The organism is Tautonia sociabilis, from assembly GCF_003977685.1.
GTDB classification, from domain to species: domain Bacteria; phylum Planctomycetota; class Planctomycetia; order Isosphaerales; family Isosphaeraceae; genus Tautonia; species Tautonia sociabilis.
Window position 1 is genome coordinate 38,754 of record NZ_RYZH01000035.1, and the last position, 23,262, is coordinate 62,015.

Sequence of the window (23,262 nt, forward strand, 5' to 3'; positions counted from 1 at the left end):
ATTGGCCGATCTCCCGACCGATCGCCGAAGCGACGCACACCGAGGTTCCCATGCCGATCCTCACCCTGACCGACCTGGCCCACGACCTCTGGACCGACAGCCTCGCCCTCTCGCCGGCCAACCTCGGCCTGCCGACCGATCAGGACTGGTCGATCACCAAGCGAACGCTCCGGGGAGGCCGTCGCGACGGGGTCGACCTGATCCGGCTGCACAATGGCCGGCTCTCGATCGACATTGTGCCGACTCGGGGCATGGGCCTCTGGCGGGGCCAGTACCGCGGAGACCGCCTCGGATGGTCGTCCCCGGTCGTCGATGGCCCGATCCACCCCGGGCTCGTCAACCTCGCCGGGCTTGGCGGCTTCGGCTGGCTCGACGGCTTCGACGAGCTGCTCGCCCGCTGCGGCCTGGAACACAACGGCCCTCCCGTGCAAGACGGACCGTTCTCCCACGGGCTGCACGGCCGCATCCAGAACATTCCGGCCCACCTGGTGACGGTCCAGGTCTCCGAGACGCCTCCCTTCGAGCTGATCGTCGAGGGCCAGGTCGACGAGGCCCGCCTCTTCGGTCCCCGGCTGCGAATGACCTCGCGGTACAGCACCGTCCCCGGGTCGAACCGCCTGGTTGTCCGGGACGAGTTCGTCAACCTCGGCGACCGCCCCGCCCGCCTCGCCGCCCTCTACCACTGGAACTTTGGCCCGCCCTTCCTGGAGAACGGCGCCCGGTTCGTCGCCGCCGCAAGGACCGTCGTCCCGCAGACCCGACGCGCCGCCGAGGGAATCGGCCAGTATGACACCTTCGGCCCCCCCGAGCCGGGCTTCGCCGAGCAGGTCTATCTCCTGCAGCTCATCGGCGACGGGCCGGATGGGAGCACCCCGGCGATGCTCCGATCGGCCTCGGGGACCAAGGCGGTCGTGCTCCGGATCCACACGTCGCAGCTTCCCTGCTTCACCCTCTGGAAGAACACGATGGGCCCGAATGAAGGGTACGTCACCGGCCTGGAGCCGGCGACGAACTACCCGAACCCCCGCCCCTTCGAGCAGCGGCACGGCAGGTTCGTCGAACTCGCCCCCGGGGGCCGGCACTTGGTCGAGATGACGCTGGAGGTGCTCGATACTCCCGAGGCGGTCGCCGCCGTGGAGGCCGAGGTCAAGGCGCTCCAGGACCGCGCCGCCCCGGAGGTCTCCGAGGCTCCGAGGGAACCGTTCAGCCCCGCGACCTGAGTTCGATTCCGCCGGCCCCGATCCCGGGGCCGGTCAAGGCCGCAGATACGACGGCGGCTCCCCCTCTCCCTTGAGGTGGAGGTCGAAGAACTCGACCATCATGCGCTTGGTGCGGGAGAGTTCCGGATCCCGCCAGCCGTGGCCGGCGCCGATGATCAGCTCGAGCCGGCCGTCGACTCCTGCCTCGGCCATCGCCTCGGCGAGTTTGATCGCCTGGCTCGGAGGCACAAGCGGGTCGGCCGTGCCCTGAAAGGTGAGAATCGGCGGGTCGTCCTCGGAGACGAAGGTCAGCGGCGAGGCGGCCTTCGTCTCTTCGGGCTTCTCCTCGGCCGTGCCGCCGATGAAATCCCGGACCAGCGGCTTCGAGATCTCGGGGAGGTCGTCCGCCGCCAGGTCGGTCGGCCCGAAGAAGTTCACGACCGCCTGGATCCTCGTTCCGGGCTGCCCGTCCTCGACCGGGCCTTCCAGGCCGTCGTCCTCGTCGGTAACGCCCAGCATCAGAGCCAGGTGCCCGCCGGCCGAGAAGCCGACCGCCCCGACCCGATCGGGGTCGACGCCGAACCGCTCCGCGTTCCCCTTCAGCCAGCGAAGGGCGGCCTTCACGTCGTGGACTTGAGCCGGGAAGGTCGTCTCGGGGCAGAAGCGGTACTGGGGAGAGATGGCGACGTACCCCAGGCCCGCCAGCTCCGCCAGCAGTCCCCTCAGATCCGCCTTGTCCCCCGCCCGCCAGGCGCCGCCGTGGATGGCGACGATCGCCGGGTAGGGACCGCCTTCCCCGGCCGGCCGGGCAAGGTCCAGCTTCAATTCGCGGCCGTCGATGGTGGCATACGTCAAATCCTCGATCGCCTCCACCTTCGGAGACGGCCCCTGCGCCCGACCCGAGCCGGGCAGGACGAGAGCGGCACCCAGGCAGAGCCAGACGATCCGGCGTCCGATCGAAGCTCGCATCATCATTGGTGGAATTCTCGATTCAGAGGGAAGGGGAGGCCCCTCGAGCCTCCTCGAGCAGGGAACCGGGCGTTGCCTCCCCTTCGGCCAAGGCGGGCCCGGGTTAGAACCAGAGGGACTTCTCGACGACGTTGGCCAGCGGCTCCCCCTTCACGAAGCGCCGGAGGTTGGCCGTCAGCACCGCCAGGTGCCGGGGGGCGACCGCGGGGGAGTAGCCGGCGGTGTGCGGGGTGATGATCACGTTGGGGAAGCCCCAAAGGGGGTGGTCGGCGGGGAGCGGCTCGATCTCGAACACGTCGAGGGCCGCTCCGGCGATCGTGCCCGATCGCAGCGCGGCGACAAGGTCGTCGAGCACCACGATCGCCCCCCGTCCGATGTTGATCAGGTAGCTCGATCGGCGCATCCGGCCGATCGTCTCCGCGTTGAAGAGGCCGGCCGTCTCGGGAGTGTGCGGGGCGGCGATGACCACGAAGTCGCTCTGCGCCAGGAGGCTCGGCAACTTCTCGATCGGCCAGACCTCCGTCACGCCCTCCACCGAGGGGCAACGCTCGGGGAATCGGTCGACCGCGCTGACGGTGATGCCGAAGGCCATCGCCCGGCGGGCGATCTCCCGGCCGATGGCTCCGAAGCCGACGACCCCCATCGTGGCTCCCGGCAGGAAGATCGTGGCCCGGTCCATCGCGTTGACCGTTCCCGGCCCAGAGGCGAAGCTCACCCGGGCCTCCTCTCCCCCGACCGGCTCGTATCGCCGTTCCTGCTGCTGGCGGATGTAGGTGTGCAGGTTCCGGGAGAAGCAAAGGACGTAGCCCATCACCTGGTCGGCGATCACATCGCCGAAGAGCCCCCGCATGTTCGTCAACGTGCAGGGATGTTCGACCAGCGCCGGGAAGATGTAATGCTCCAGGCTGGCCGTGAAGGTCTGAACCCATCGCAGCCGATCGGCCCGGTCGAGCATCTCCGGTGTGAGCTTGCCGAGCACCGCGTCGGCCCCGGGCATGGCCGAGATCGCCTCGGCCTCGTCTCGGGCGTTGACGAACTCGGCTTCGGGGGCCGCTTCCGCCAGCGCGGCCAGGCGGTCGGGCTCGACGGCGGGGTGAATCACGATCTTCATGGCGGTGGTCGATCCGGTGGGGCGGCCGATTCGGGGAGCGGGCGTCTCGGCCCCGCCCGCCGGGGAGGGCCGGGCACGTCCGCTTCAGCCTAACCGACTCCCGGCCCTCCGACCACGAGGCCCTCGCCGATTCAACTCCCCGTCGAGCCAGTGAGGCCAACCGCCCCCCGACCGTCTCGCCATCGGCTCCCCTCCCCAGGACTCCCCGACGATGATGGAGCCGATCCCTCCTCGGACCAACGGGGACCTCCCCCGCCATCTCCCGAGGGAGTGCCGGGACGAACCGGGACGGCCGAGGTTCCCGGGCTCCTTCTTGCGCTCGGGGATGGCCCTGCCACCGGATTCGGGGATGATGGGGACGCTTCGGCAGGAGAATCCCGCCACAGTCCCCTTGCTCGGCCACAAGGGCCGGGGCGGAGGAGGCCGAGACGGAGGACGCGGGGATCGAGGACGCCGCCCCACGTCGGAGAGCGTGGGGGGCCGTTCCCAGAGGCGGAGTCGATCGAGTGATGAACGACCAAGCGACGACGGGAACGGGATCGGAAGACCGCCCGGCCTCCTGGTTCGACGCCATCGCCCCCGGCCTGCTGGTCGCCGCCACGGGGGTCGGCGCCGGCGACCTGCTGACGGCCGGCTACGCGGGGTCAAGAGTCGGCCTGGCCCTGATCTGGGCCGTGCTCATCGGGGCGACCCTGAAATGGACGCTCACCGAGGGACTCGCCCGATGGCAGATGGCGACGGGGACGACCCTGCTCGAAGGCTGGGTGAACCGCCTTGGCGGCTGGATCCGCTGGGTATTCCTGGGCTATCTGCTGCTCTGGTCCCTGGTCACGGGAGCCTCGCTGGGCAAGGCGTGCGGTGTGGCCGGCGACGGGCTCCTGCCGATCGGAGACCGGGCCACCTCCCAGGCGATCTGGACCGTGGTCCATGCAATCGGCGGCCTGCTGCTCGTCTGGATCGGCGGCTTCCGCCTCTTCGAGCGGCTGATGGCGGCGCTGGTCGCCTCGATGTTCGCCTGCGTCCTGCTGGCGGCCGTCCTCCTGCGGCCCGACTGGGAGGCGGTGGCCGGCGCTCTGGTCCGTCCGACCCTCCGACGGACCGACCTCCCCTACGCGATCGGGCTCCTCGGCGGCGTGGGAGGGACGATGACCCTCTTGTCCTACGGCTACTGGATCCGGGAAACGGGCCGGTCGGGGGAGTCCGGGGCAAGGCTCTGCCGGCTGGACCTGGGGATCGCCTACCTCGGCACGGCCCTCTTCGGCATCGCGATGCTGGTCATCAGCTCTCGGGTGACGATCAGCCGGGAGGGAGCCGAGGTCGCCCTCGTCCTGGCCGACCAGATCGGTGAGGCCACCGGCCCCGCCCTCCGCTGGCTCTTCCTGTTCGGCTTCTGGGGAGCGGTCTTCTCCAGCCTCCTGGGGGTCTGGCAGAGTGCCCCCTACCTCTTTGCCGACTTCCTGCAATTGAGCCGGGCCCGCCTCGACCCCGACGCCGCCGACCCCAGCCGAGTCGACCTGGCCCGGACCCCGGCCTATCGGGCCTACCTCGTGGGGATCGGGCTCGTGCCGCTGATCCTGGTGGGCTGGTCGGTGCGGTCGGTTCAGCTCGCCCACGCGATCCTCGGCGCCTTCTTCATGCCGCTGCTGGCCCTGACGCTCCTGATCCTGAACAACAACCGCTCCTGGGTCGGCCACCGGTTCCGCAACGGCTGGCTACCGAACGCCCTGCTGGTGCTCACGCTGGTGGTCTTCCTCGTGGTGGGAGCGCTCGACCTCCATCGTCGGTTCTTCCCCTCGGAATGAGCCCGCCGTGAGAATCCCCTTCGATCGTTCGCAGTCCCCCGATCCTCAAGAAGCCCGGCCAGCATGGCCGGCCCGGCTCGAGCCCCCGGATGCCCGAGCCGAGCCGAGCTGGGACGGGCCGCGTCGGCGACGGGAGCGAACTCACCCAAGCCGGACCGATCACCTCGTCCCTCCCCCGCCCCCCGAGGGATCGAGCCCTGCTCCCCTCGTTGCGAATTCGCCTTCGCCCCGGCGACCTGGTTGCATCCCGGGACTTGTGCGATTATTGTTTAACCGGAATGCGGGGTCGGAAGCCGATCCCAGTTCGCTCCCGATCCGTCGCCGGGAGGACGGAGCGGGGGTTGTTCGGAATCGCAACGGAGGCACCCCATGCGCCCGATGGTGCCCGGCGCCCTGGCCGCGCCGATCGTCCTGATGTTGCTCGCCTCCGGACTCCGGTCGGCGCCGGCCGCCGAGGCGGAGCTCTCCCTGCACGAGCGGATCGACCGGCTCATCGAGGCCAAGCTCGACGCCCCTCCCGCCGCTCCCGCCACCGACGGCGAATTCCTCCGCCGGGCCTATCTGGACCTCGCCGGCACCATTCCCTCTCCCGAGGAAGCCCGAGCCTTCCTCGACGATCCCTCCCCCTACAAGCGGGACCGGCTGGTCGATCGGCTGCTGGAGCTTCCCTCCTACGCCCGTCGGATGCAGTACGTCTTCGACGCGACGCTCTTGGAACGCCGGGGAGACCAGCACGTCCCCCGGGCCGACTGGGAAGCGTTCCTCCTCCGATGCTTCGCGGAGAACGTCCCCTACGACGAGTTCGTCCGTCGGATTCTCGAGGCGGACGGCTCCGAGCCCCCCGAGCAGCGCGCCCCGGCGAAGTTCATCCTGGAACGGGGAGCCGATCCCGATCTCCTGACCCGGGACATCGGCCGACTGTTCCTCGGTCGCGACCTCCAGTGCGCCCAGTGCCATGACCACCCGCTGATCGAAGACTACAAGCAAGCCCACTACTACGGCCTCCGCGCCTTCCTCGACCGCACCAGCCTCTTCACCGACCCGAAGACCAGCCGGGCCATGCTCGCCGAGAAGGCCGAGGGGGAGACGACCTTCCAGTCCGTCTTCCGCAAGAGCGTCACCCACACCACCGCCCCCCGCATCCTCGACCTCGAGCCGATCGCCGATCCCGAGCTGCCGGAGAACGAGGCCGAGCGCTACGAGGTCGCCCCGGCGAAGGACGTGCGCTCGATCCCCAAGTACAGCCGATTCGACCAGCTCGCCCCGAGCCTGGCGTCCGACGACGTCGACGCCTTCTCCCGGACGATCGCCAACCGGCTCTGGGCCCTGATGATGAAGCGAGGCCTGGTCCACCCCCTCGACCTCGATCACGCCGACAACCCGCCCTCGCACCCCGAGTTGCTCGACCTGCTGGCCAACTCGATCCGAGCGATGGATTACGACATCAAGGCCTTCCTGCGCGAGCTGGCCCGGACCCGAGCCTACCGGCGCTCCAGCGAGCCGCCCCCCGGCGCCAGCGAGGACCTCGTCGAGCCCTCTCGGTTCGCCGTCGCCGGGCTCGAGCCGCTCTCGCCGGAGCAGCTTGCCTGGAGCCTGATGCAGGCCCTCGGCGTCGTCGACGCTCATCGGCAGCAGGCCGAGGCGGACCTCGACGCCCTGGAGGCGGACCTCTGCGACCTGTGCCGGGAGGACCGCGATCGCATCGCCAACCGCCCCTGGCGGATCGAGCAAATGGTCCACGACCGCCTCGCCGGGAATGTCCGCGGCTTCGTCCAGATCTTCGGGGCCTCGGAGGGCCAGCCCGACTCCTCGGTCGAGTCGAGCGTCCACCAGGCCCTCTTCCTCAGCAACGGGCCGCTCGTGCAGTCGTGGCTCAACCCCTCGGGCACCAACCTGACCGCCCGCCTCGCCGCGATCGAGGACCCGGCCGCGGTGGCCGAGCCGCTCTACCTCGCCGTGCTCAGCCGACGCCCCTCCGAGGAGGAGCGCGCCGAGGTCGTCTCGTACCTTGAATCCCGGGGGGCCGATCAGCGGGCCGCCGCCGTCCGGGAGCTGGCCTGGGCCCTCGTCACCTGCTCCGAGTTCCGCTTCGACCACTGACCCGAAGACTTCGGCGCCGATCTGGACCGAAAGGAGCCCCCCATGCGGTGCTCGTATTCCTGCCGATCGATCGAGCATGTCCTCTCGCGACGATCGTTCCTCGGCGGCCTGGCCGCCGGGTTCGGGGCCGCGGCCGGGTTCGCGGGCCGGCCGATGGGGGCGCTGGCGGCCGACCTGCAGCGCGGCGGCTATCAGATCCTCATGATTTACCTCGCCGGGGGCTCCAGCCAGCTCGAAACCTGGGACCCCAAACCCGGCACCGCCACCGGCGGCCCCTTCCGGGCGATCGAAACCTCGGTGCCGGGTGTGCGCATCTCCGAGCTGCTGCCGAAGACCGCCCAGCAGATGCACCACCTCTCCCTCTTCCGAGGCCTGAACACCTCGGAGGATGACCACGGGAAGGGGCATTACCTGATGCACACCGGCCGCCGCCAGGCGCCGGGGGTGGAGCACCCGCATCTCGGCTCGCTGGCCGCCCGGTTCCTCGCCCCGGAGCGCGACCCGCTGCCCGGCTACATCCACATCACTCCCGGCGGCGGCGGCTTCAGCGGCAAGGACGCCGCCTTCCTCGGCCCGAAGTACGGCGCGCTGACCCTCGGCAACGGCAACCCCCCGGTCAACGCCGACCGCCCCGGCTCGATCGGAGAGGCCGAGGACCTCGCCCGCCACCAGCTTCGCATGCGGCTCGACCGCCGCTTCGACACCCGACGCCGCACCGCCGAGACCGAGGCCTACACCGCCACCTACGACCAGGCCCTCCAGCTCATGGAACGCCGCGACGTCTTCGACGTCACCAAGGAGCCCACCCGCGACCAGGACCGCTACGGTTCCCACGACCTCGGCCGCCACTGCCTGCTCGCCCGTCGCCTGCTCGAGGCCGGCGCCACCTTCGTAAAGGTGACGCACTCGAACTACGACACCCACAACGAGAACTTCGACTTCCACCTGGAGCAGGTCGGCGAGTTCGACGTCTCCTTCTCCGCCCTGATCGCCGACCTGGCCGAGCGAGGCATGCTCGATCGCACCCTCGTCATCGTCAACTCCGAGTTCGGCCGCACCCCGAACATCAACCAGTACTACGGCCGAGATCACTGGAGCAAGGCCTGGTCCGTCGCCCTGGCCGGCGCCGGGATCAAGCGCGGGTCGGTCGTGGGCGCGACCAACGAGAACGGTACCGAGGTCGTCGACGGCGAGGCCCACGGCGAGGCCCTCTTCCACACCTACCTCCGCGCCATCGGCATCGACCCGGTGATCGACGAGTTCTCCGTCAACGGACGAGCGTTCCAGATCGCCGACCCCGCCTTCTACCCGATCGAGGACCTGCTCGCATGAGACGTCCTCGATCGGACGACCCGCCCGCTCCCGCTCCCGCTCCCGCCCCCGCCCCCGAGCCGGCCCCGGACCCCTCGGCCGGGTGCGGGGCCGATCCCGCTCAGGCGCACGTCTCCCGGGAGCTGCCCCACGACCGCCCGCTGATCTGCTGCGCCTTCGACCCCACCGGCCGGTTCGTCTTCGCCGGCTCGGAGGACCTCACGGTCCGACGCTGGGATCTCGAGGCCGAATCTCCCTCGGCCGTCCCGTTCGCCGGCCACGAGAGCTGGGTCTTCGACCTGGCGTGCTCCCCCGACGGCGCCACGCTGCTGAGCGTCGGCGGCGACGGCCGCCTGATCTGGTGGTGCGCCTCGGCCAACGAGCCCTCCCCCTGCCGAACCATCCAGGCGCACGAGGGCTGGGCCCGCTCCGTCGCCATCAGCCCCGACGGCTCGCTGGCCGCCTCGGCCGGCAACGATCGGACGGTCAAGCTCTGGTCGATGGCCGACGGCTCCCTCGTCCACTGCCTCTCCGAGGGCCACGACAAGCCGATCTACGCCGTCGCCTTCCACCCCAACGGCCGATCGCTGATCTCGGCCGACCTACAGGGAAGGATCATCGACTGGGACGCCTCCTGCGGCGAGCAGCGTCGACGCTTCGACGCCTCGGCCCTCTATTCCTACAACGCCGGCCAGCAGGTTGATTACGGCGGCGTTCGAGACCTCGCCTTCTCCCCCGACGGCGATCGCCTCGCCTGCGGCGGCCTGGTCAACGGCAGCAACCCGCTCGGCGCCGTCAACGACACCGCGGTTCTGCTCTTCGACTGGGAGAAGCGAACCGAACCGGCCTTGCTTAAGGGCAAGGGGGACCTGAAGGGAGTCGCCTGGGGAGTCCGCTTCCACCCCGACGGCTTCCTCGCGGTCGCTTCCGGTGGTTCGGGAGGCGGGCATCTGCTCTTCTATCACCCTGGCGAAACCGAGGAATTCCACCGCTTCTCCCTGCCCAATACCGCCCGGGGGCTCGACCTCCACCCCGACGGCCTCCACCTGGCCACGGCCCACCACGACGGCAAGCTCCGCATCACCCTGATGCGCCCCCAGCCGGAGTGAGGAACCGCCGCCAGGCCCCATCGGCCCGATCAGCCCTGGAGGGTTCCTCATGGCCATGCTCCGCCTTCGAGGTCGACCGGGATGGGCGACCCCGATCCTTCTGGCCTTCGCCCTGACCGCCGCCTTGGGCTCCTCTCCGGACGACCTCCCCGGAGAGGAGGCCAACCTCCTCGGCGAGGTGCGGGGGATCGTCTCCTACTCCGGCCCCTTGCTCGACCCGATCCCCAACTTCGAGGCGGCCTCCCGGCGCGATCCCATCGAGGTCGACCCCCAGACGCTCGGCCTCAAGGACGCCGTCGCCTGGCTGGAAGGCGTCCCCTCCCGAGAGGACGACGATCGGGAGGGAGCGGAGGAGCCGATCGAGGTGGATCAGGTGAACTTCGAGTTCATCCCGCACGTCCTGGCGGTCGAGGCCGGCCGGCCGGTCGCCTTCCTCAACAACGACGTCGCCAACCACGGGGTCACGGCCTCGTCTCGGGACGCCCGCAATCGCTTCAACGTGACGACCCCTCCCGGCGGGAGCTACACCCACCGCTTCCGGGCTTCCCGGCAGCCGGTGGCCGTCGGCTGTCCGGTTCACGCGGCCATGTCGGCCTGGGTCTTCGTCTTCGACCACCCGTACTTCGCCATCACCGGCGAGGACGGCTCGTTCCTCATCCCCGACGTTCCCCCCGGGCGCTACACCCTGCACGTCCGGCATGTCGAGGGCGGCATGACCGATCGCCGGCCGGTCGTCGTCGAGCCCGGCGGCCCGACCCGGCTCCGAATCGCGTTCGACGGTGACGACCTCAACCCGGCGACCTCCCGAGATCCGTCCGGTTGAGCCGGCCGATCGGGCCGAGGCCCGGTAGAATGGCCGGGAAGGACACCGGACCGGGGGCCTCGCCGTGAGTGTTGCCGAGTCGATCTATGACGTCGCCGTGCTTGGCGCCGGCGCGGCCGGGCTCTTCGCCGCCTCCCGGGCGGCGGAGCGGGGGCGCCGCGTTCTGCTCGTTGAGAAGAACCGCCGGCCGGGCGTGAAGATCCTCATGTCGGGCGGCACCCGGTGCAACATCACCAATGCCCGGGGGCTGAAGGACCTGTCCGTGGTTTCCGGGCCGATCGACCCCGCCTTCGACCCCAAGGAGGCAAGGGGAGCCCGAGGCATCATGCTCGCCTTCGGCGACAAGGGGAGATTCCTCGCCTCCTCCCTCCGTTCCCTGAGCGTCGAGCGGACCGTGGCCCTCTTCGAGGCCGAGGGGGTGGCGACGAAGATCGAGGGGAACGGCAAGGTCTTCCCCGTCTCCGACCGAGCGGTCGACGTGCTCGACGCCCTCCTGCGCCGACTCGTCCGCAGCGGCGCCGAGCTTCGCACAGAATCCCCCTGCGGCGGCGTGACAACCGATCCGGACGGCGAGGGGTTCCTCGTCCGATTGCCGAACGGCTCGATCCGAGCCCGGCGGGTCGTCGTCGCCGTGGGAGGCCGGTCGTACCCCGGCAGCGGCACGACCGGGGACGGTTACGAGATCGCCCGGTCCTTCGGCCACACCATCGTCGACCCGAGGCCGGCGCTGGTGCCCATTCGGGTCGAGGCCGAATGGGTCCGGGAGCTGAAGGGGATCACCATCTCCGACGCGATCGCCCGGATCCTGCCGCCCTCGGGGCCGGCGCTCGCCGAGCGCCGAGAGGCCGTTCTTTTCGCTCACTTCGGCCTGACCGGACCGGCAGTGCTCGACGTGAGCGGGGTCGTCGCCCGCCGTGACGACCCGGGGACGCTCTCGATCGGGCTCGACGTCCTTCCCGGCGATCGAGCCGAGGCCCTCGACGCCCGGCTCCAGGCCGATTCCCGGACCGGGCGCCGGTCGGTCGCCGGCCTGCTCTCCCAGGACCTCCCGAAGCGGCTCGCCCTGGCGTTGATGCGGGCCTCCGGCGTCCCGGAAGACCGGATCGGCCCGGAACTGGGCCGAGACGAGCGCCGACGGCTCGTCTCCTCGATCAAGGCCCTCCGCCTGCCGATCGCCGGCACGCTCGGCTTCGCCAAGGCGGAAGTCACCAGCGGCGGCGTCTCGCTCGACGAGGTCGACCCCGATACCCTCCAGAGCCGGTTGTGCCCCGGGTTGCACTTCATCGGCGAGGTGCTCGACCTCGACGGCCGCATCGGCGGCTACAACTTCCAGGCCGCCTGGAGCACCGGCTGGCGCTGCGGCGAGGTGGTCTGACCGACGCCGAGCGAGGTCTCCGGAACCAGCGGGGGCGGGGCGAAGCCGGCTCCGATCGGCCCCCGGCGCGGGTCTTCCAGGCCCCGAGCGTCCCGTCCTGCCGGTCGGTCGTCGAGGAACCCTAGGATCAGCGGATCAGAGAATGTATCGGCTCAGGTCCTCGTCGGCCGAGAGCGGGGCGAGGACCCTCCTCACGTCGTCGGCGTCGATCAGGACGCGGTCGCCGCACCGCTCGGGGGCGTCGAAGCTGATCGGCTCGACGACTCGCTCCAGGATCGTGTGCAGGCGACGAGCGCCGATGTTCTGCGTGGTCCGGTTCACCGAGAAGGCGATCTCCGCCATCGTGTCGATCGCCGCCTCGGTGAACTCGAGGGTCAGGCCCTCGGTCGCGAGCAGCTCCTGGTACTGGCGGACGAGCGAGGCCCTCGGCTCCCTCAGGATCCGGGCGAAGTCGTCCCGGGTCAGGTCGTTCAGCTCGACCCGGATCGGGAACCTCCCCTGAAGCTCCGGCATCAGATCCGAAGGCTTGGAGCGGTGGAACGCCCCGGCGGCCACGAAGAGGACGAAGTCGGTGCGAACGGGCCCGTACTTGGTCGTCACCGTCGTCCCCTCGACGATCGGCAACAGGTCGCGCTGCACCCCCTGTCGAGACACGTCCGGCCCCCGGGAGGCCCCCTCCTCGCCGGCGATCTTGTCCACCTCGTCCAGGAAGATGATCCCGGACTCCTCCGCCAGCGTCACGGCCTCCCGGTTGATCTTCTCCGGGTCGAGCATCGCCTCGGCCTCCTGCTCGACCAGGATCGGCCTAGCCTCTCGGACGGGCATCCGCCGAGTCTGGCTCGGCCGGGGCATGAGCTTTTCGAGCATGCCCTGAAGGTCCATCTCCATTTGCTCGATGTTGCCGGCGCCGCCGAGGATCGACACCGGCGCCATCGCCCGGCCGGGGACGGTGATGTTGACCTCGGAGTTCTCCAGCTCCCCGCGTTCGAGGCGATCCTTCAGCTTCTCCCGGGTCCGCTTACGCCGCTCGGCGACATCGTCCAGCTCGCCTTCCGGGGTCGAGGCCCACGTCCCCCGCGAGGAGGCCGCTGGATCGGGCAGCAGCAGGTCGACCAGCCGATCCTCGGCCCGGGCCCTCGCCTCGACCTCCACCCGGCTGCGCTCCCGGGCCTTGACCAGCAGGATGGCCGCCTCGACGAGGTCTCGGACCATGCTCTCCACGTCCCGGCCGTAGTAACCCACCTCGGTGAACTTCGTGGCCTCCACCTTGACGAACGGGGCGCCGACGAGCTGCGCCAGCCTTCGGGCGATCTCCGTCTTGCCCACTCCGGTCGGGCCGATCAGCAGGATGTTCTTCGGCGTGACCTGGCTCCGCATCTGCTCGCCGAGCCGCCGACGCCGCCACCGATTGCGCAACGCCAGGGCGACGGCCCGCTTGGCGTCGTGCTGCCCGACGATGTCTCGGTCCAGCTCGGCCACGATCTGGCGGGGGGTGAGTTCGTCGCTCACGGCAATTCCTCGACGATGAGGCTCTCGTTCGTATAGATGTCGATCCCCGCGGCGATCGTCAGCGCCTCCCGGACGACCCGACCCGGGGGCAGGTCGGTGTGGGAGAGCAGCGCCCGGGCGGCGGCCAGGGCGTAGGCCCCTCCGGAGCCGACCGCGAGGATGCCGTCGGTTGGCTGGATCACGTCGCCGGAGCCGCTCAGGAGCAGGCTGTGCCGATCGTCGGCGACAATGAGCATCGCCTCTAATCGCCGCAGCGCCCGGTCGGTACGCCATTGCTTGGCCAGCTCGATGGCGGCCCTGGGGACGTTGTTCGGGTGGTCTTTCAGCTTCGCCTCGAACCGCTCGAGCAGGGCAAAGCCGTCGGCGGCGCTGCCGGCGAAGCCGGCGAGCACGCGCCCTTCGGCCAGGCGGCGGACCTTCGCGGCGTCGGCCTTCATGATCTGGTTGCCCAGCGTCACCTGACCGTCCCCGCCCAAGGCGACGCTCCCCTCCCGGCGCACCGAGAGGATCGTCGTGGCGTGCCATCTCATCGGATTGGGCTCCTCCGGCCTCCGGTCAGCGCCCTCGGCTCGGGCGACGCGGCCTGCACTGGCATCGTAGGCCCCCGGCCGGCCGATCGCCAAGGGAGGCGACCGCGGAGGCTCCCCATCCCAATGGACGCGGAACCCGATCCGGATTGCGAACCCGGGGCCTCGGCCGGTAGCCTTTCCGGGTGGGAACCCCGCTCGGCCCGACTCGAAAGCGACGCCATGTCCCTCGACCGACGATCGGCCCTCGGCCCCTCGCACTGGCGCCCGTCCTTCGGAGCCTGGCCCGAGCCAGGAGGCGTGCGCTTCCGGGTCTGGGCGCCGACGGAGCCCGGGGCGTCGGTCGTCATTCAGGGGGATCCGCCCCGGGTCGAGCCGCTGGAGCGCTTCCCCGACGGCACGTTCGGCGCCCTGGTCCGCGGCATCGGCCCCGGCACCCGCTACAAATACCGGATCGGCAGCGGCGACTTCCCCGACCCCGCCTCCCGATTCCAGCCCGAGGGGGTGCATGGCCCCTCCCAGGTGGTTGACCCGGCCGACTTCCGCTGGAGCGACCGCGGCTGGACCGGCCTGACGCTCGACGCGCTGACCGTCTACGAACTGCACGTCGGCACCTTCAGCCCCGAGGGGACCTTCGCCGGCGTCCGGGCTCGACTGCCCTACCTCCGAGACCTCGGCGTCTCGGCCGTCGAGCTGATGCCGGTGGCCGATTTTCCCGGCGACCGCAACTGGGGATACGACGGCGCCGCCCTGTTCGCCCCCTCCCGACGCTACGGCCGCCCCGACGACCTTCGCCAGCTCGTGGATGAGGCCCACCGCCTCGGCCTCGCGGTGCTGCTCGACGTGGTCTACAACCACCTCGGTCCGAGCGGCTGCTACCTGCCCGTCTTCAGCCCCTTCGTCTTCTCCGAGACGCACACCAACCCCTGGGGCAAGAGCCTGAACTTCGACGGCCCGCACAACACCCTGGTCCGCCAGTTCTTCATCGAGAACGCGCTGCACTGGATCCACGAGTACCGGTTCGACGGCCTCCGCCTCGACGCGACCCACGCGATCATCGACGACAGCGACCGGCCGTTCCTCGCCGACCTCGCCGCCCGGGTCCGCGAATCGGTCGCCGATCGCGAAGTCCTCGTCATCGCCGAGGACCACCGCAACCTCGCCCAGATGATCCGGCCGGAAGGGCAGGGGGGCTGGGGCCTGGATGCCGTCTGGGCCGACGACTTCCACCACATCGTCCGAGTCGCCCTGACCGGCGAGAACGAGGGCTACTACCAGGACTTCACCGGCTCGATGGCCGAGCTCGCCGCCTGCCTGAACACGGGGTGGCTCTACACCGGCCAGCGCTCCGCCAACCGGGACGAGCCGCGCGGCTCCGAGCCGATCGGCGTCCCCCCGAGGCGGATGGTCGTCTGCACCCAGAACCACGACCAGATCGGAAACCGGGCGATGGGCGACCGCCTCCACCATGACTGCGACCTGGCCTCCTACCGGGCCGCCACCGCCTTGCTCCTCTGCGCCCCCGAGACTCCCATGCTGTTCCAGGGGCAGGAGTGGGCCACCCGCACCCCCTTCCAGTTCTTCACCGACCACGAACCCGACCTCGGCCGGGCCGTGACCGAAGGCCGCCGGCAGGAGTTCCGCCACTTCGCCGCCTTCGCCGACCCCTCCTCCCGCACTCGCATCCCCGATCCCCAGGCCGAGGCGACCTTCCTCGCCAGCCGGCTCGACTGGTCCGAGCCCGATCGCGAGCCCCACGCCTCCATCCTCCGCCTCTTCCAAACGCTGCTCACCCTCCGGCGCTCCGAGCCCTCCCTGCGCGACTGCCGGATCGGTTCCTCAAGGGCCGCCGCGCTGGGGTCCGAGGCGCTGCTGCTTCGCAGGGATCCGGAATGCGGCCCTTCGCTGCTGCTGCTGCTGCACCTCGGCGGGCCGGCGGAGGTTTCCCTCGCCGGCCGATCGGAGCTGGAGGGGCTCGACCCCTCCCGATGCCAGCTCGTCCTGACCACCGACGACCTCCCCTTCGCCCCCGACGGCCGGCCCCCCACCGTCTCCCTCGTCGGCGACGCCCCGACGATCCGCTTCGAGGGGCCCTCGGCCGTGCTCCTGCGTGCCTGGCCGTTTCCCAAGGCCTAGCACCTCGACCCGGCTCGCCCCGACCTCGGAACGGCAAGAATCGCGGCGTCCCCGTCCCGAGACGGGACCGGGGGAGTGCGGAACGTCGGGAATCTCGCCATGATGGGGACACCGGCCCGACCCCGGATCAGCCCGGATCCCGGGCCGCGACCGAATCAACTCCAATAAACGCCCAGACGGCGAAGCAGCCATGCCCATCCGATCCCAGCAGCCCCCCATCCGCATCGCCATGATCGGCTCCGGGGCCGTGAGCGATTACCACCACGTCCCCGGCGTCCGGATCGACCCCCGCGCCGAGCTGGTCGCCGCCTGCGACGCCGACCCCACCCTCCTCGATCGCCGCAAGGCCGACTGGGGCATCGACCGCGTCTCGACCGACTACCGGGACATCGTCAACGACCCCGACGTCGACGCCGTCGTCATCGCCACCCCCAACTTCACCCACCGGGAGATCAGCGAGGCCGCGGCGAAGGCCGGCAAGCACGTCCTGTGCGAGAAGCCCCTCGGCCTGGACGCCAGCGAGGTCCGCTCCATGTACGAGGCCGCCCGAGACGCCGGCGTCGTCCACATGACGGCCTTCACCTACCGCTTCGCCCCCGCGATGATCTACCTACGCCACCTGCTGAAGTCCGGAGCCCTGGGAGAACCCCGCCACTTCCGCTCCCAACGCTTCCTCGACCTGCCGGAAACCAGCTGGGGATGGCGCCAGTACAAGGCCAAGGCCGGCGCCGGCGACCTGTTCGACATGACCATCCACCGGATCGACTTCGCCATCGACCTGCTCGGCCCCATCGCCCGAGTCTGCGGCGCGGTCGCCCGATTCGCCCCGAGGGATCGCCTCCCCGACGGCACCGCCTGCCCCCCCTCCGAGGTCGACGACTGGTCCAGCATCATCGGCGAGTTCGACTGCGGAGCCACCGGCGTCTGGGAAGGGACCACCCTCGCCAAGGGCTACCATCGCGACGGCTTCGGCCACGAATGGGCCGAGATCAACGGCTCCGAGGGCTCCGCCGTCTATCGCCTCCACGAGCCGAACACCATCCTCCTGGGCAAGACCGGCACGGACCTGGCCCCCGAGCCCGTCCCCCCGCACTTCCTCAAACCCTCCTCCAGCCCGAGGGACCCCAACGACGGGCCCCCCGCCACCATCTTCCGCTACGACCTGATCTGGGAGTTCGTCTCCGCCATCGTCGAGGGCCGAAACGCCATCCCCAGCTTCCTCGACGGCCTCAACGCCCAGCTCGTCGCCGACGCCGTCCTCCGCTCCCACGCCGAGCGCCGATGGGTCGACACCCCGCCGGCGGCCCCCTGAACCACCCCCCGACCCCTCGACCACCCGGCTCGCATCGGGGACCACGCTCGGGCTCCCCGATCCGCCTTCCTCCCCATCACTCCGATCGGAGACCTCCCTTGACAATTGTCCGACGTCCAGGGACAATCGCCCGAGGATCGACAGGTGTCCGAGGTGCGAGGGCTGGCGATGGCGATCCGATCGAGGAGGAGGTGGATGGGGGCCGTCCTGGCGGTCGTGGCGCCGGCGGTGGTGGTGGCCTGGGCGCCGAGAGGGAAGGAAGAGGCCGATGCGGTCGGGCAGTGGATCGGCCGAAGCTGGGGGGAGGTTCGGGTCGAGGAGGTCGGGCCGACCCTGGACGTCCCGGGCACGGCCTGCTCGGCGAGCGAAACGGCGATTGAGCCAAAGGTGGAGCTGCTGGCCGATGTGCCTCCGGTGATGGGCATCTTCGGGATGGCGGCGCCGACCCGGATCATCGAGCTGGTGCCCGAGGGGACCCGGGTGGCGAAGGGCGAGGTGATCTGCCTCCTGGATCCGAGTGCCTACGCCGACGCCGCCCGACGGCTCCGGATCGAGGTCGAAGCCGCCCGGTCCTCCCGGGCGGAGGCCGAGCGGGCCCTCGCCGTCGCCGAGGCGAACCTGGTCGCCTTCCGGGACGGCGACCGCGTTCAGCAGGAGCGCCGGCTGGAGGCCGAGCGCGCGATCGCCCAGGTCGACCTGACGAGGGCCGAGGGGCACCTCTCCTGGTCGTCCCGGATGGGAGCGCTCGGTTACGTCTCGATGGCGGACCTCGCCGAGGACCGCGTGGCCCGCCTCCGGGCCCAGGTGGCCTGGAACCAGGCCGAGGTGGCCCTTGACACCTACCGAAGGGCCACAATCGAGCGCACCCTCCGTGATCTGGAGGCAACCGTCGAGCGCGCCCGCACCCAACTCGCCTTCGCCCTCGAGGAACTCAAGGGGACCGAGGACCGCCTGAAGCACCTGGAGCGACAGGTCGAGCACTGCACCATCCGCGCTCCCCATGACGGCACCGTCTTCTTCGCCGACGTCTCCTACGGCGAGTACTACCGGGTCCGAGAGGGGGCCGAGGTCTATCCCGGTCTGCCCCTGTTCCTGTTCCCCGACCTGGAGCGGATGGAGGTCGAGCTGTTCGTCCACGAGCGGTTCGCCCGGCGCGTCTCCGAGGGGCAGGAGGCCGCCGTCTCATTCGAGGCGTTTCCCGGCCGCTCCTTCCTCGGCCACGTCTCGGAGGTCGAGCTGATCCCGACCCCCGACTGGCGGCACTTCGGCGAGTGGCAACACTTCCGCGTGCGAGTCGCGCTCGATGAGAAGCCCGATGGCCTGCTGCCGGACATGTCGGCCCGAGTCGAGCTGCGTCCCGGCCCCCGGACCGAGGCCCTGACGGTCCCGGCCGAGGCCGTCCTCTGGGATGAGAGCGGCCCCTTCTGCGTCGTGAACACCCCGTCCGGACCCGCTCGGAGGGACATCCGGGTCGACCGGGGCACGGTCGATCGGCTCGTCGTGCTCGACGGACTGGAGCCGGGAGATTCCGTTCTCCTCAACCCCGAGGCCAGGCCCCGCGACGGCTGATTCGGTGTTCCCCTCCGTACTCGACGCAATCCGAGTGGTTGCGACGATCGATTGTCGAGTCAGGAGTGCTCCGGTTGGCCGGCCTCGCCACCGTCTCGGTCGGGTTGCTCACCGCATCGCCGGCGCCGTCGGGTAGGAGAGGATTGGGAGCCCTCGTCCGGCTTGGCTGACCGGGGCTGCTCGACCGGATCGGAGGAGATCAGTGGCCGTTGTGGTTTGGCGCCGCCGCGCTGACGATCGGCTGCGTGCCGCGATCGCTGCAGAGCACGACGAGCAGGTTGCTCACCATCGCCGCCTTCTTGTCGTTGTCCAGCTCGACGAGGTTCTGGCTGGCGAGCATCCCCAGCGCCATCTCGACCATGCCGACCGCTCCCTCGACGATCTTCGACCGGGCGGCGATCACCGCGTCGGCCTGCTGGCGCTGGAGCATCGCGTGGGCGATCTCGGGGGCATACGCCAGGTGGCTGATCCTGGCCTCGATCACCTCGACGCCGGCCTTGAACAGCCGGTCCTGGATCTCGTTCCGCAGGTGCTCGGCGACCTCGGCGGTGTTCCCCCGCAGCGAGATTTCTCCCTCGTGGGCGTCGTAGGCGTACCCGGTCGCGAGGTTCCGCAGGGCGGACTCGCTCTGCACCTCGACGAAGTTCTCATAGCGGTCGACGTGGAACATCGCCTCGGCCGTGTCGATCACCCGCCAGACGACCACCGCGGCGATCTCGATGGGGTTGCCGTGGCGGTCGTTCACCTTCAGCCGGCCGCTCTCGAAGTTCCGCACCCGGACCGAGATCGCCGACTTCGAGTAGAACGGGTTCGCCCAGCGGAGGCCCGGCTTGCGGACGGTCCCCTTGTAGTCCCCGAACAGTTGCAAGACCTTCGCCTCGTTCGGGTTGACGACGAACAGCCCCGACAGGCCGAGGATCGTCAGAACAAGCAAGACAATCGCGCCCACGAGAATGACCGCGTTTTCGATCACCGTCCCGAGGATCAGGCCTCCCAGCGCACCGACGAGCATCAAGAGCAGGACGAGCAGGTAGAGCAGTCCGGAAGCCGGCTCGATCTCGACCTCTCGGATCGGCGCATCGGGCTTCCGGGTCGGGTCGTAGAGTTCTTCCATCGCGATCGCTCCCGGGACCTGCCGCCGGCGACGCGCCGGGCCTGGGATCCGGTCCCGAAGTGCGTTCGCTCCCCGGCCGGGATCATTGGGGAGCCGATCCCCGAATCCTCCCCGGTCCGCCATCGTCCCCGGACCCCGCGACATCTCCCGATTCGCCTCGACCGGTTCCCCGCCGGGTTCCGGGCCCGTCACTTCTTCTTCAGGAACGCCCGCCAGCCCGTCGTCTGGGGCAACGGTGAGAGCAGCTCCACCGAACGCTCCCGGATCGGCTCGATCGTGTAGAAGAGCGTCGGGTCCTGAGCGCGGGCGGTCTGGATGATCCGGGGGGCCTCTCGCCGCTTGCAGGTAATGAACAGCAGCGTCACCGGCCCATTCCTCCCCTGCCCGGGAAAGCTCGTCAGGCGATAACCCTGGATGCGGAGCGTCTCGGCGATCCGGTCGCCGTAGGCGGTCGAGATCATCCGCACCACCACCGAGCCCAGCGCCAGCCGCTTCTCGATGGCGATTCCCACCCCGTTGCCCGCCGCGAAGCCGCCGGCATACGCCACCGGAAGGAGCGGGCTGCGGTCAAACCCGGCCATCACCTGCGAAACGCCGATCACCCAAATCAGAACCTCGAAGAACCCCAGCAGCACCGACAGCCGGATGCGTCCTTGCACGACCGAGATCGTCCGCAAGGTGCCCAACGACACATCGAGGATCCGCATGCCGAAGATCAGCAGAGCGATCGCCCAGATGGGGAGGTCGAGAAGCAAAGACACGGCAACGCCTCGGCATCGAGGGGGGGGCCGGCCGAGGCCGGATTCGGGGAGCCGGCCCAGTCCTCACGACCCCAGTCCCAATCGGCGGCGATGATAAGCCAGGCGTTGCGCGACGTCCATCCGGGAAAAATCGGGCATGCCGCCCGGCAGCGTCGGGAACGACCGCCCGTCCCGGTCCTTCGCGACCGTCGGGCCGTCGCAGGTGCCGCAGCCGCAGTCGCAGCCGGCCTTCGAGGGAGCCGAGGCGACCGTCAGACTCCGACCGGAGGCCCCGCCGTCGCCATTCTCCCCGGGGGAGGGGGCCTTCGCCGGCGCCGCCGGGGTCGGCGGGACGACGACCGAGGTTGAGGAGCCTCCATAGCTCATTGCCGTCGCCTGGGGCTTCAGGTCCTCCTCCAGCGGGCGATGCGGCCGAATGCCCAGGCGATCCAGCACCGCGTGATAGGCTCGCACCGCCTCGACCGCTCCGATCTGACCGTCGGCGATCAGCCGAAGGAACTGGATGAACGCCAGCTGGTTCTCCGCGTTGTTGATCTTCCTGCCGTAGAGGGCGACCTTCGCCCCGTACTTCCTCGCCTCCGCCAGCAGGTGGAAGGCGTCGAACGTCGTCCCCGCCGATCCCCCCAGGATGCCGACGACCAGGTGCGGGTCGTACCGCACCAGCTCCTCCAGCGCCCTCGGCCCGTGGTAGACGATCTTCAGGAAGACCGGCCGCCCCGGCCCCGCCACCCCGGCGAGCATCCGGGCGATCATGTCGTTGAGGAAGTGCGGCAAGACATCCGGGTCGATCGTCCCCGGCACGTTCGGGTCGAACACCTCGAGGAAGTAGCGGAACCCCTTCCGCTCCGCCTCCTCTCGGAACTGGTGGAACCGCTCCAGCGTGCGGAAATCATGCTCGGGGATGTTGTTGAACGTGACGGAGTACAGGCCGAGGTCGGCCCCGAGCGACCGCTCCTCCGGCGAGCAATCCACGTGCCCGCACATCGCGTGATCCAGCAGCGCCGAGCGATGCGGCTGCGCCGGGTACCGTGCGTAGACCGAACCGCGCGCCAGGTGCACATCGGTCGCGTCGTTCGCCCGAATCGCCGGCGTGACGTGCGAATCGTCGAACAGCCGCTCCTGAATCGTCAACTGATAATTCGAGCTGGCCGACATGAGCATGATGTCAACCAACCCTTGCCGCGTGTTCTGCCGGATCTGCTCGCGGTACTCCTCCAGCGTCCGGAACCGCACCTCGCCGCTATGCGCCTCCGGCGACCGGCCCGGCGCTCCGATGCCGAAGGCCATGTCGGCATCCTTCGCATCGGCGAGGATGAACTCCTTGCAGCCGATCGGGTCGGCGTGGATCGCGGCCAGCTTCCGGTCGAGCGACTTAGTAACCACCCCGCCCTCCACCGGACTGCCCCGAGATCGTCACCCTCGGCCGGCCGCCGACGGCCGACCCGCCCGATCCCATCGTGACCCGCACCGCCTGGCCGTTGGCCGACGGCGACGGCAGGCCGCCCCGGCCCCCTCCCGACGCCTGGCCTGCGCCCGAGGCTCCCCGCCCGACGGCCGCCTTCGCCGCGTTCGGGTTCGACGTGAGCACCAGGTCGATCGTCTCCCGGAGCACCCGGGCCGATTGCTGCAAGGCCGACACCTCCTTCGGCCACAGCTCGAGCTCGAGTTGAGCCCGCACCCCTCCCGAGCCGACCACCGTCGGCACCGAGATGCACACCTCCTGCATCCCGTACGGCCCGCTCACCAGCGACGACACCGGCAGAATCCGTCTCGAGTCGAGCGCGACCGCGTGGATGACCTCCCGGATCGACATCCCCACGGCGAAACCGGCCCCGCCCTTGAGCTTGATGACCTCGGCGCCGCTTCCCTTGGTCCGCTGGAACAGCTCCTCCGCCTTCGACGCCGACCAGCCCGGGAACTTCTCCAGCGGCAGCCCGGCCGCCTGGGCCGCCGACCAGAGCGGCACCATGCTATCGCCGTGCTCTCCCAGAATCGTCGCCGTCACCTGAGTCGGCGGCAGCCCCAGATCCTGGGCGATCAGGCCCCGGAACCGGGACGAATCGAGCATCGTCCCCAGCCCGATCACCTGGCTCGGGGGCAATCCCGTGCGCTTCGTGGCCAGGTAGGTGAGCACGTCCACCGGATTCGACACGACCACCACGACCGCGTCCGGCCGCAGCCCGGCGGCGATCACGTCGTCCAGGATCTTCAGGAACAACTCGACGTTCCGGTTGATCAGGTCCAACCGGCTCTCGTCCGGCTTCCGCCGAAGGCCGGCGGTGATGCAGACAAGGTCGGTCTCCGGGATCGCCTCGTATCCGGTCGCCCGGATTCGCTGGTCGGCCGCCAGCGGGGCGCCGTGCAGCAGATCGAGCGCCTGCCCCCGGCACAGGTCGCCGTTGACGTCGATCAGGTTGATCTCGCCGACCACCCCGCCGGCCTGCAGCGCGAAGCCCGTGCACGATCCGACCAGGCCGCCGCCGCCGATGATGCTGACTCTCATCGCCCCGCCCTTTCTCGAAGATCCCTGGATCG

General features: G+C 70.1%; 18 protein-coding genes. 10 read left to right on the top strand and 8 right to left on the bottom strand.

The window, feature by feature from the left end; translation table 11 throughout:
* The first annotated feature begins 50 nt into the window (after positions 1 to 50).
* Positions 51 to 1,220, top strand: coding sequence for an aldose 1-epimerase family protein (locus TsocGM_RS17300; RefSeq protein ID WP_126726719.1), 1,170 nt, complete (start codon positions 51 to 53; stop codon positions 1,218 to 1,220).
* Positions 1,221 to 1,253: 33 nt separating this feature from the next.
* On the opposite strand, the gene TsocGM_RS17305 is transcribed toward TsocGM_RS17300, so the two are convergent.
* Together TsocGM_RS17305 and TsocGM_RS17310 are read right to left on the bottom strand one after the other, a co-directional pair.
* Positions 1,254 to 2,174 (bottom strand): alpha/beta hydrolase, encoded by a 921-nt coding sequence (locus TsocGM_RS17305; protein ID WP_126726720.1) that lies wholly within the window; start codon positions 2,172 to 2,174, stop codon positions 1,254 to 1,256.
* Positions 2,175 to 2,271: 97 nt separating this feature from the next.
* Entirely contained in the window at positions 2,272 to 3,279 is a 1,008-nt protein-coding gene (locus TsocGM_RS17310; protein ID WP_126726721.1) for a D-2-hydroxyacid dehydrogenase, read from the bottom strand.
* Positions 3,280 to 3,788: 509 nt separating this feature from the next.
* Here TsocGM_RS17310 and TsocGM_RS17315 point away from each other — a divergent pair.
* From TsocGM_RS17315 to TsocGM_RS17350, 6 genes are all read left to right on the top strand, one after another.
* Positions 3,789 to 5,081, top strand: coding sequence for an Nramp family divalent metal transporter (locus tag TsocGM_RS17315; protein ID WP_199756812.1), 1,293 nt, complete (start codon positions 3,789 to 3,791; stop codon positions 5,079 to 5,081).
* Positions 5,082 to 5,450: 369 nt separating this feature from the next.
* Entirely contained in the window at positions 5,451 to 7,181 is a 1,731-nt protein-coding gene (locus TsocGM_RS17320; protein ID WP_199756813.1) for a DUF1549 domain-containing protein, read from the top strand.
* 42 nt (positions 7,182 to 7,223) lie between these two features.
* On the top strand, positions 7,224 to 8,513 hold the full coding sequence (locus TsocGM_RS17325) for a DUF1501 domain-containing protein (protein ID WP_126726722.1): 1,290 nt from the start codon (positions 7,224 to 7,226) through the stop codon (positions 8,511 to 8,513).
* The gene (locus TsocGM_RS26140) at positions 8,510 to 9,601 is read left to right on the top strand and encodes a WD40 repeat domain-containing protein (protein ID WP_158633610.1); all 1,092 of its coding nucleotides are present in this window, start codon (positions 8,510 to 8,512) and stop codon (positions 9,599 to 9,601) included. Before TsocGM_RS17325 ends, TsocGM_RS26140 begins: the two co-directional genes overlap by 4 nt.
* A 49-nt stretch (positions 9,602 to 9,650) precedes the next feature.
* Positions 9,651 to 10,424 carry a carboxypeptidase regulatory-like domain-containing protein gene (locus TsocGM_RS17345; RefSeq protein WP_126726724.1) on the top strand — a complete coding sequence of 258 codons (774 nt, stop codon included), beginning with the start codon at positions 9,651 to 9,653 and terminating at the stop codon, positions 10,422 to 10,424.
* Positions 10,425 to 10,488: 64 nt separating this feature from the next.
* On the top strand, positions 10,489 to 11,799 hold the full coding sequence (locus TsocGM_RS17350) for a BaiN/RdsA family NAD(P)/FAD-dependent oxidoreductase (RefSeq protein ID WP_126726725.1): 1,311 nt from the start codon (positions 10,489 to 10,491) through the stop codon (positions 11,797 to 11,799).
* Between the two features lie 135 nt (positions 11,800 to 11,934).
* On the opposite strand, the gene hslU is transcribed toward TsocGM_RS17350, so the two are convergent.
* Positions 11,935 to 13,308 carry an ATP-dependent protease ATPase subunit HslU gene (gene hslU / locus TsocGM_RS17355; protein ID WP_233578988.1) on the bottom strand — a complete coding sequence of 458 codons (1,374 nt, stop codon included), beginning with the start codon at positions 13,306 to 13,308 and terminating at the stop codon, positions 11,935 to 11,937.
* Positions 13,305 to 13,838: an ATP-dependent protease subunit HslV gene (gene hslV, locus TsocGM_RS27170; RefSeq protein WP_233578989.1), complete on the bottom strand. Its 534-nt coding sequence runs from the start codon at positions 13,836 to 13,838 to the stop codon at positions 13,305 to 13,307. Before hslV ends, hslU begins: the two co-directional genes overlap by 4 nt.
* Positions 13,839 to 14,057: 219 nt before the next feature.
* Here hslV and treZ point away from each other — a divergent pair, with 219 nt between their 5' ends.
* From treZ to TsocGM_RS17370, 3 genes are all read left to right on the top strand, one after another.
* Positions 14,058 to 15,971 (top strand): malto-oligosyltrehalose trehalohydrolase, encoded by a 1,914-nt coding sequence (gene treZ, locus TsocGM_RS17360; RefSeq protein ID WP_126726727.1) that lies wholly within the window; start codon positions 14,058 to 14,060, stop codon positions 15,969 to 15,971.
* Between the two features lie 190 nt (positions 15,972 to 16,161).
* Positions 16,162 to 17,283: a Gfo/Idh/MocA family protein gene (locus TsocGM_RS17365; RefSeq protein ID WP_126726728.1), complete on the top strand. Its 1,122-nt coding sequence runs from the start codon at positions 16,162 to 16,164 to the stop codon at positions 17,281 to 17,283.
* 144 nt (positions 17,284 to 17,427) lie between these two features.
* A complete protein-coding gene (locus TsocGM_RS17370; protein ID WP_126726729.1) occupies positions 17,428 to 18,852 on the top strand; it encodes an efflux RND transporter periplasmic adaptor subunit in 1,425 nt (474 codons plus the stop codon).
* Between the two features lie 199 nt (positions 18,853 to 19,051).
* On the opposite strand, the gene TsocGM_RS17375 is transcribed toward TsocGM_RS17370, so the two are convergent.
* From TsocGM_RS17375 to TsocGM_RS17390, 4 genes are all read right to left on the bottom strand, one after another.
* The gene (locus tag TsocGM_RS17375) at positions 19,052 to 19,864 is read right to left on the bottom strand and encodes an SPFH domain-containing protein (RefSeq protein ID WP_126726752.1); all 813 of its coding nucleotides are present in this window, start codon (positions 19,862 to 19,864) and stop codon (positions 19,052 to 19,054) included.
* A 290-nt stretch (positions 19,865 to 20,154) separates the two neighbouring features.
* Entirely contained in the window at positions 20,155 to 20,727 is a 573-nt protein-coding gene (locus tag TsocGM_RS17380; protein ID WP_126726730.1) for a DUF2179 domain-containing protein, read from the bottom strand.
* A 63-nt stretch (positions 20,728 to 20,790) separates the two neighbouring features.
* Positions 20,791 to 22,110: a hypothetical protein gene (locus tag TsocGM_RS17385; RefSeq protein WP_126726731.1), complete on the bottom strand. Its 1,320-nt coding sequence runs from the start codon at positions 22,108 to 22,110 to the stop codon at positions 20,791 to 20,793.
* Positions 22,100 to 23,230, bottom strand: coding sequence for a malate dehydrogenase (locus TsocGM_RS17390; RefSeq protein ID WP_126726732.1), 1,131 nt, complete (start codon positions 23,228 to 23,230; stop codon positions 22,100 to 22,102). Before TsocGM_RS17390 ends, TsocGM_RS17385 begins: the two co-directional genes overlap by 11 nt.
* Positions 23,231 to 23,262: the final 32 nt, after the last annotated feature.

Bases quoted from the DNA above. Each gene is read 5' to 3' on its own strand.
- TsocGM_RS17300 (WP_126726719.1), top strand. From the start codon at position 51: ATGCCGATCCTCACCCTGACCGACCTGGCCCACGACCTCTGGACCGAC.
- TsocGM_RS17305 (WP_126726720.1), bottom strand. From the start codon at position 2,174: ATGATGATGCGAGCTTCGATCGGACGCCGGATCGTCTGGCTCTGCCTG.
- TsocGM_RS17310 (WP_126726721.1), bottom strand. From the start codon at position 3,279: ATGAAGATCGTGATTCACCCCGCCGTCGAGCCCGACCGCCTGGCCGCG.
- TsocGM_RS17315 (WP_199756812.1), top strand. From the start codon at position 3,789: ATGAACGACCAAGCGACGACGGGAACGGGATCGGAAGACCGCCCGGCC.
- TsocGM_RS17320 (WP_199756813.1), top strand. From the start codon at position 5,451: ATGCGCCCGATGGTGCCCGGCGCCCTGGCCGCGCCGATCGTCCTGATG.
- TsocGM_RS17325 (WP_126726722.1), top strand. From the start codon at position 7,224: ATGCGGTGCTCGTATTCCTGCCGATCGATCGAGCATGTCCTCTCGCGA.
- TsocGM_RS26140 (WP_158633610.1), top strand. From the start codon at position 8,510: ATGAGACGTCCTCGATCGGACGACCCGCCCGCTCCCGCTCCCGCTCCC.
- TsocGM_RS17345 (WP_126726724.1), top strand. From the start codon at position 9,651: ATGGCCATGCTCCGCCTTCGAGGTCGACCGGGATGGGCGACCCCGATC.
- hslV (WP_233578989.1), bottom strand. From the start codon at position 13,838: ATGAGATGGCACGCCACGACGATCCTCTCGGTGCGCCGGGAGGGGAGC.
- treZ (WP_126726727.1), top strand. From the start codon at position 14,058: ATGTCCCTCGACCGACGATCGGCCCTCGGCCCCTCGCACTGGCGCCCG.
- TsocGM_RS17365 (WP_126726728.1), top strand. From the start codon at position 16,162: ATGCCCATCCGATCCCAGCAGCCCCCCATCCGCATCGCCATGATCGGC.
- TsocGM_RS17375 (WP_126726752.1), bottom strand. From the start codon at position 19,864: ATGCTCGTCGGTGCGCTGGGAGGCCTGATCCTCGGGACGGTGATCGAA.
- TsocGM_RS17390 (WP_126726732.1), bottom strand. From the start codon at position 23,230: ATGAGAGTCAGCATCATCGGCGGCGGCGGCCTGGTCGGATCGTGCACG.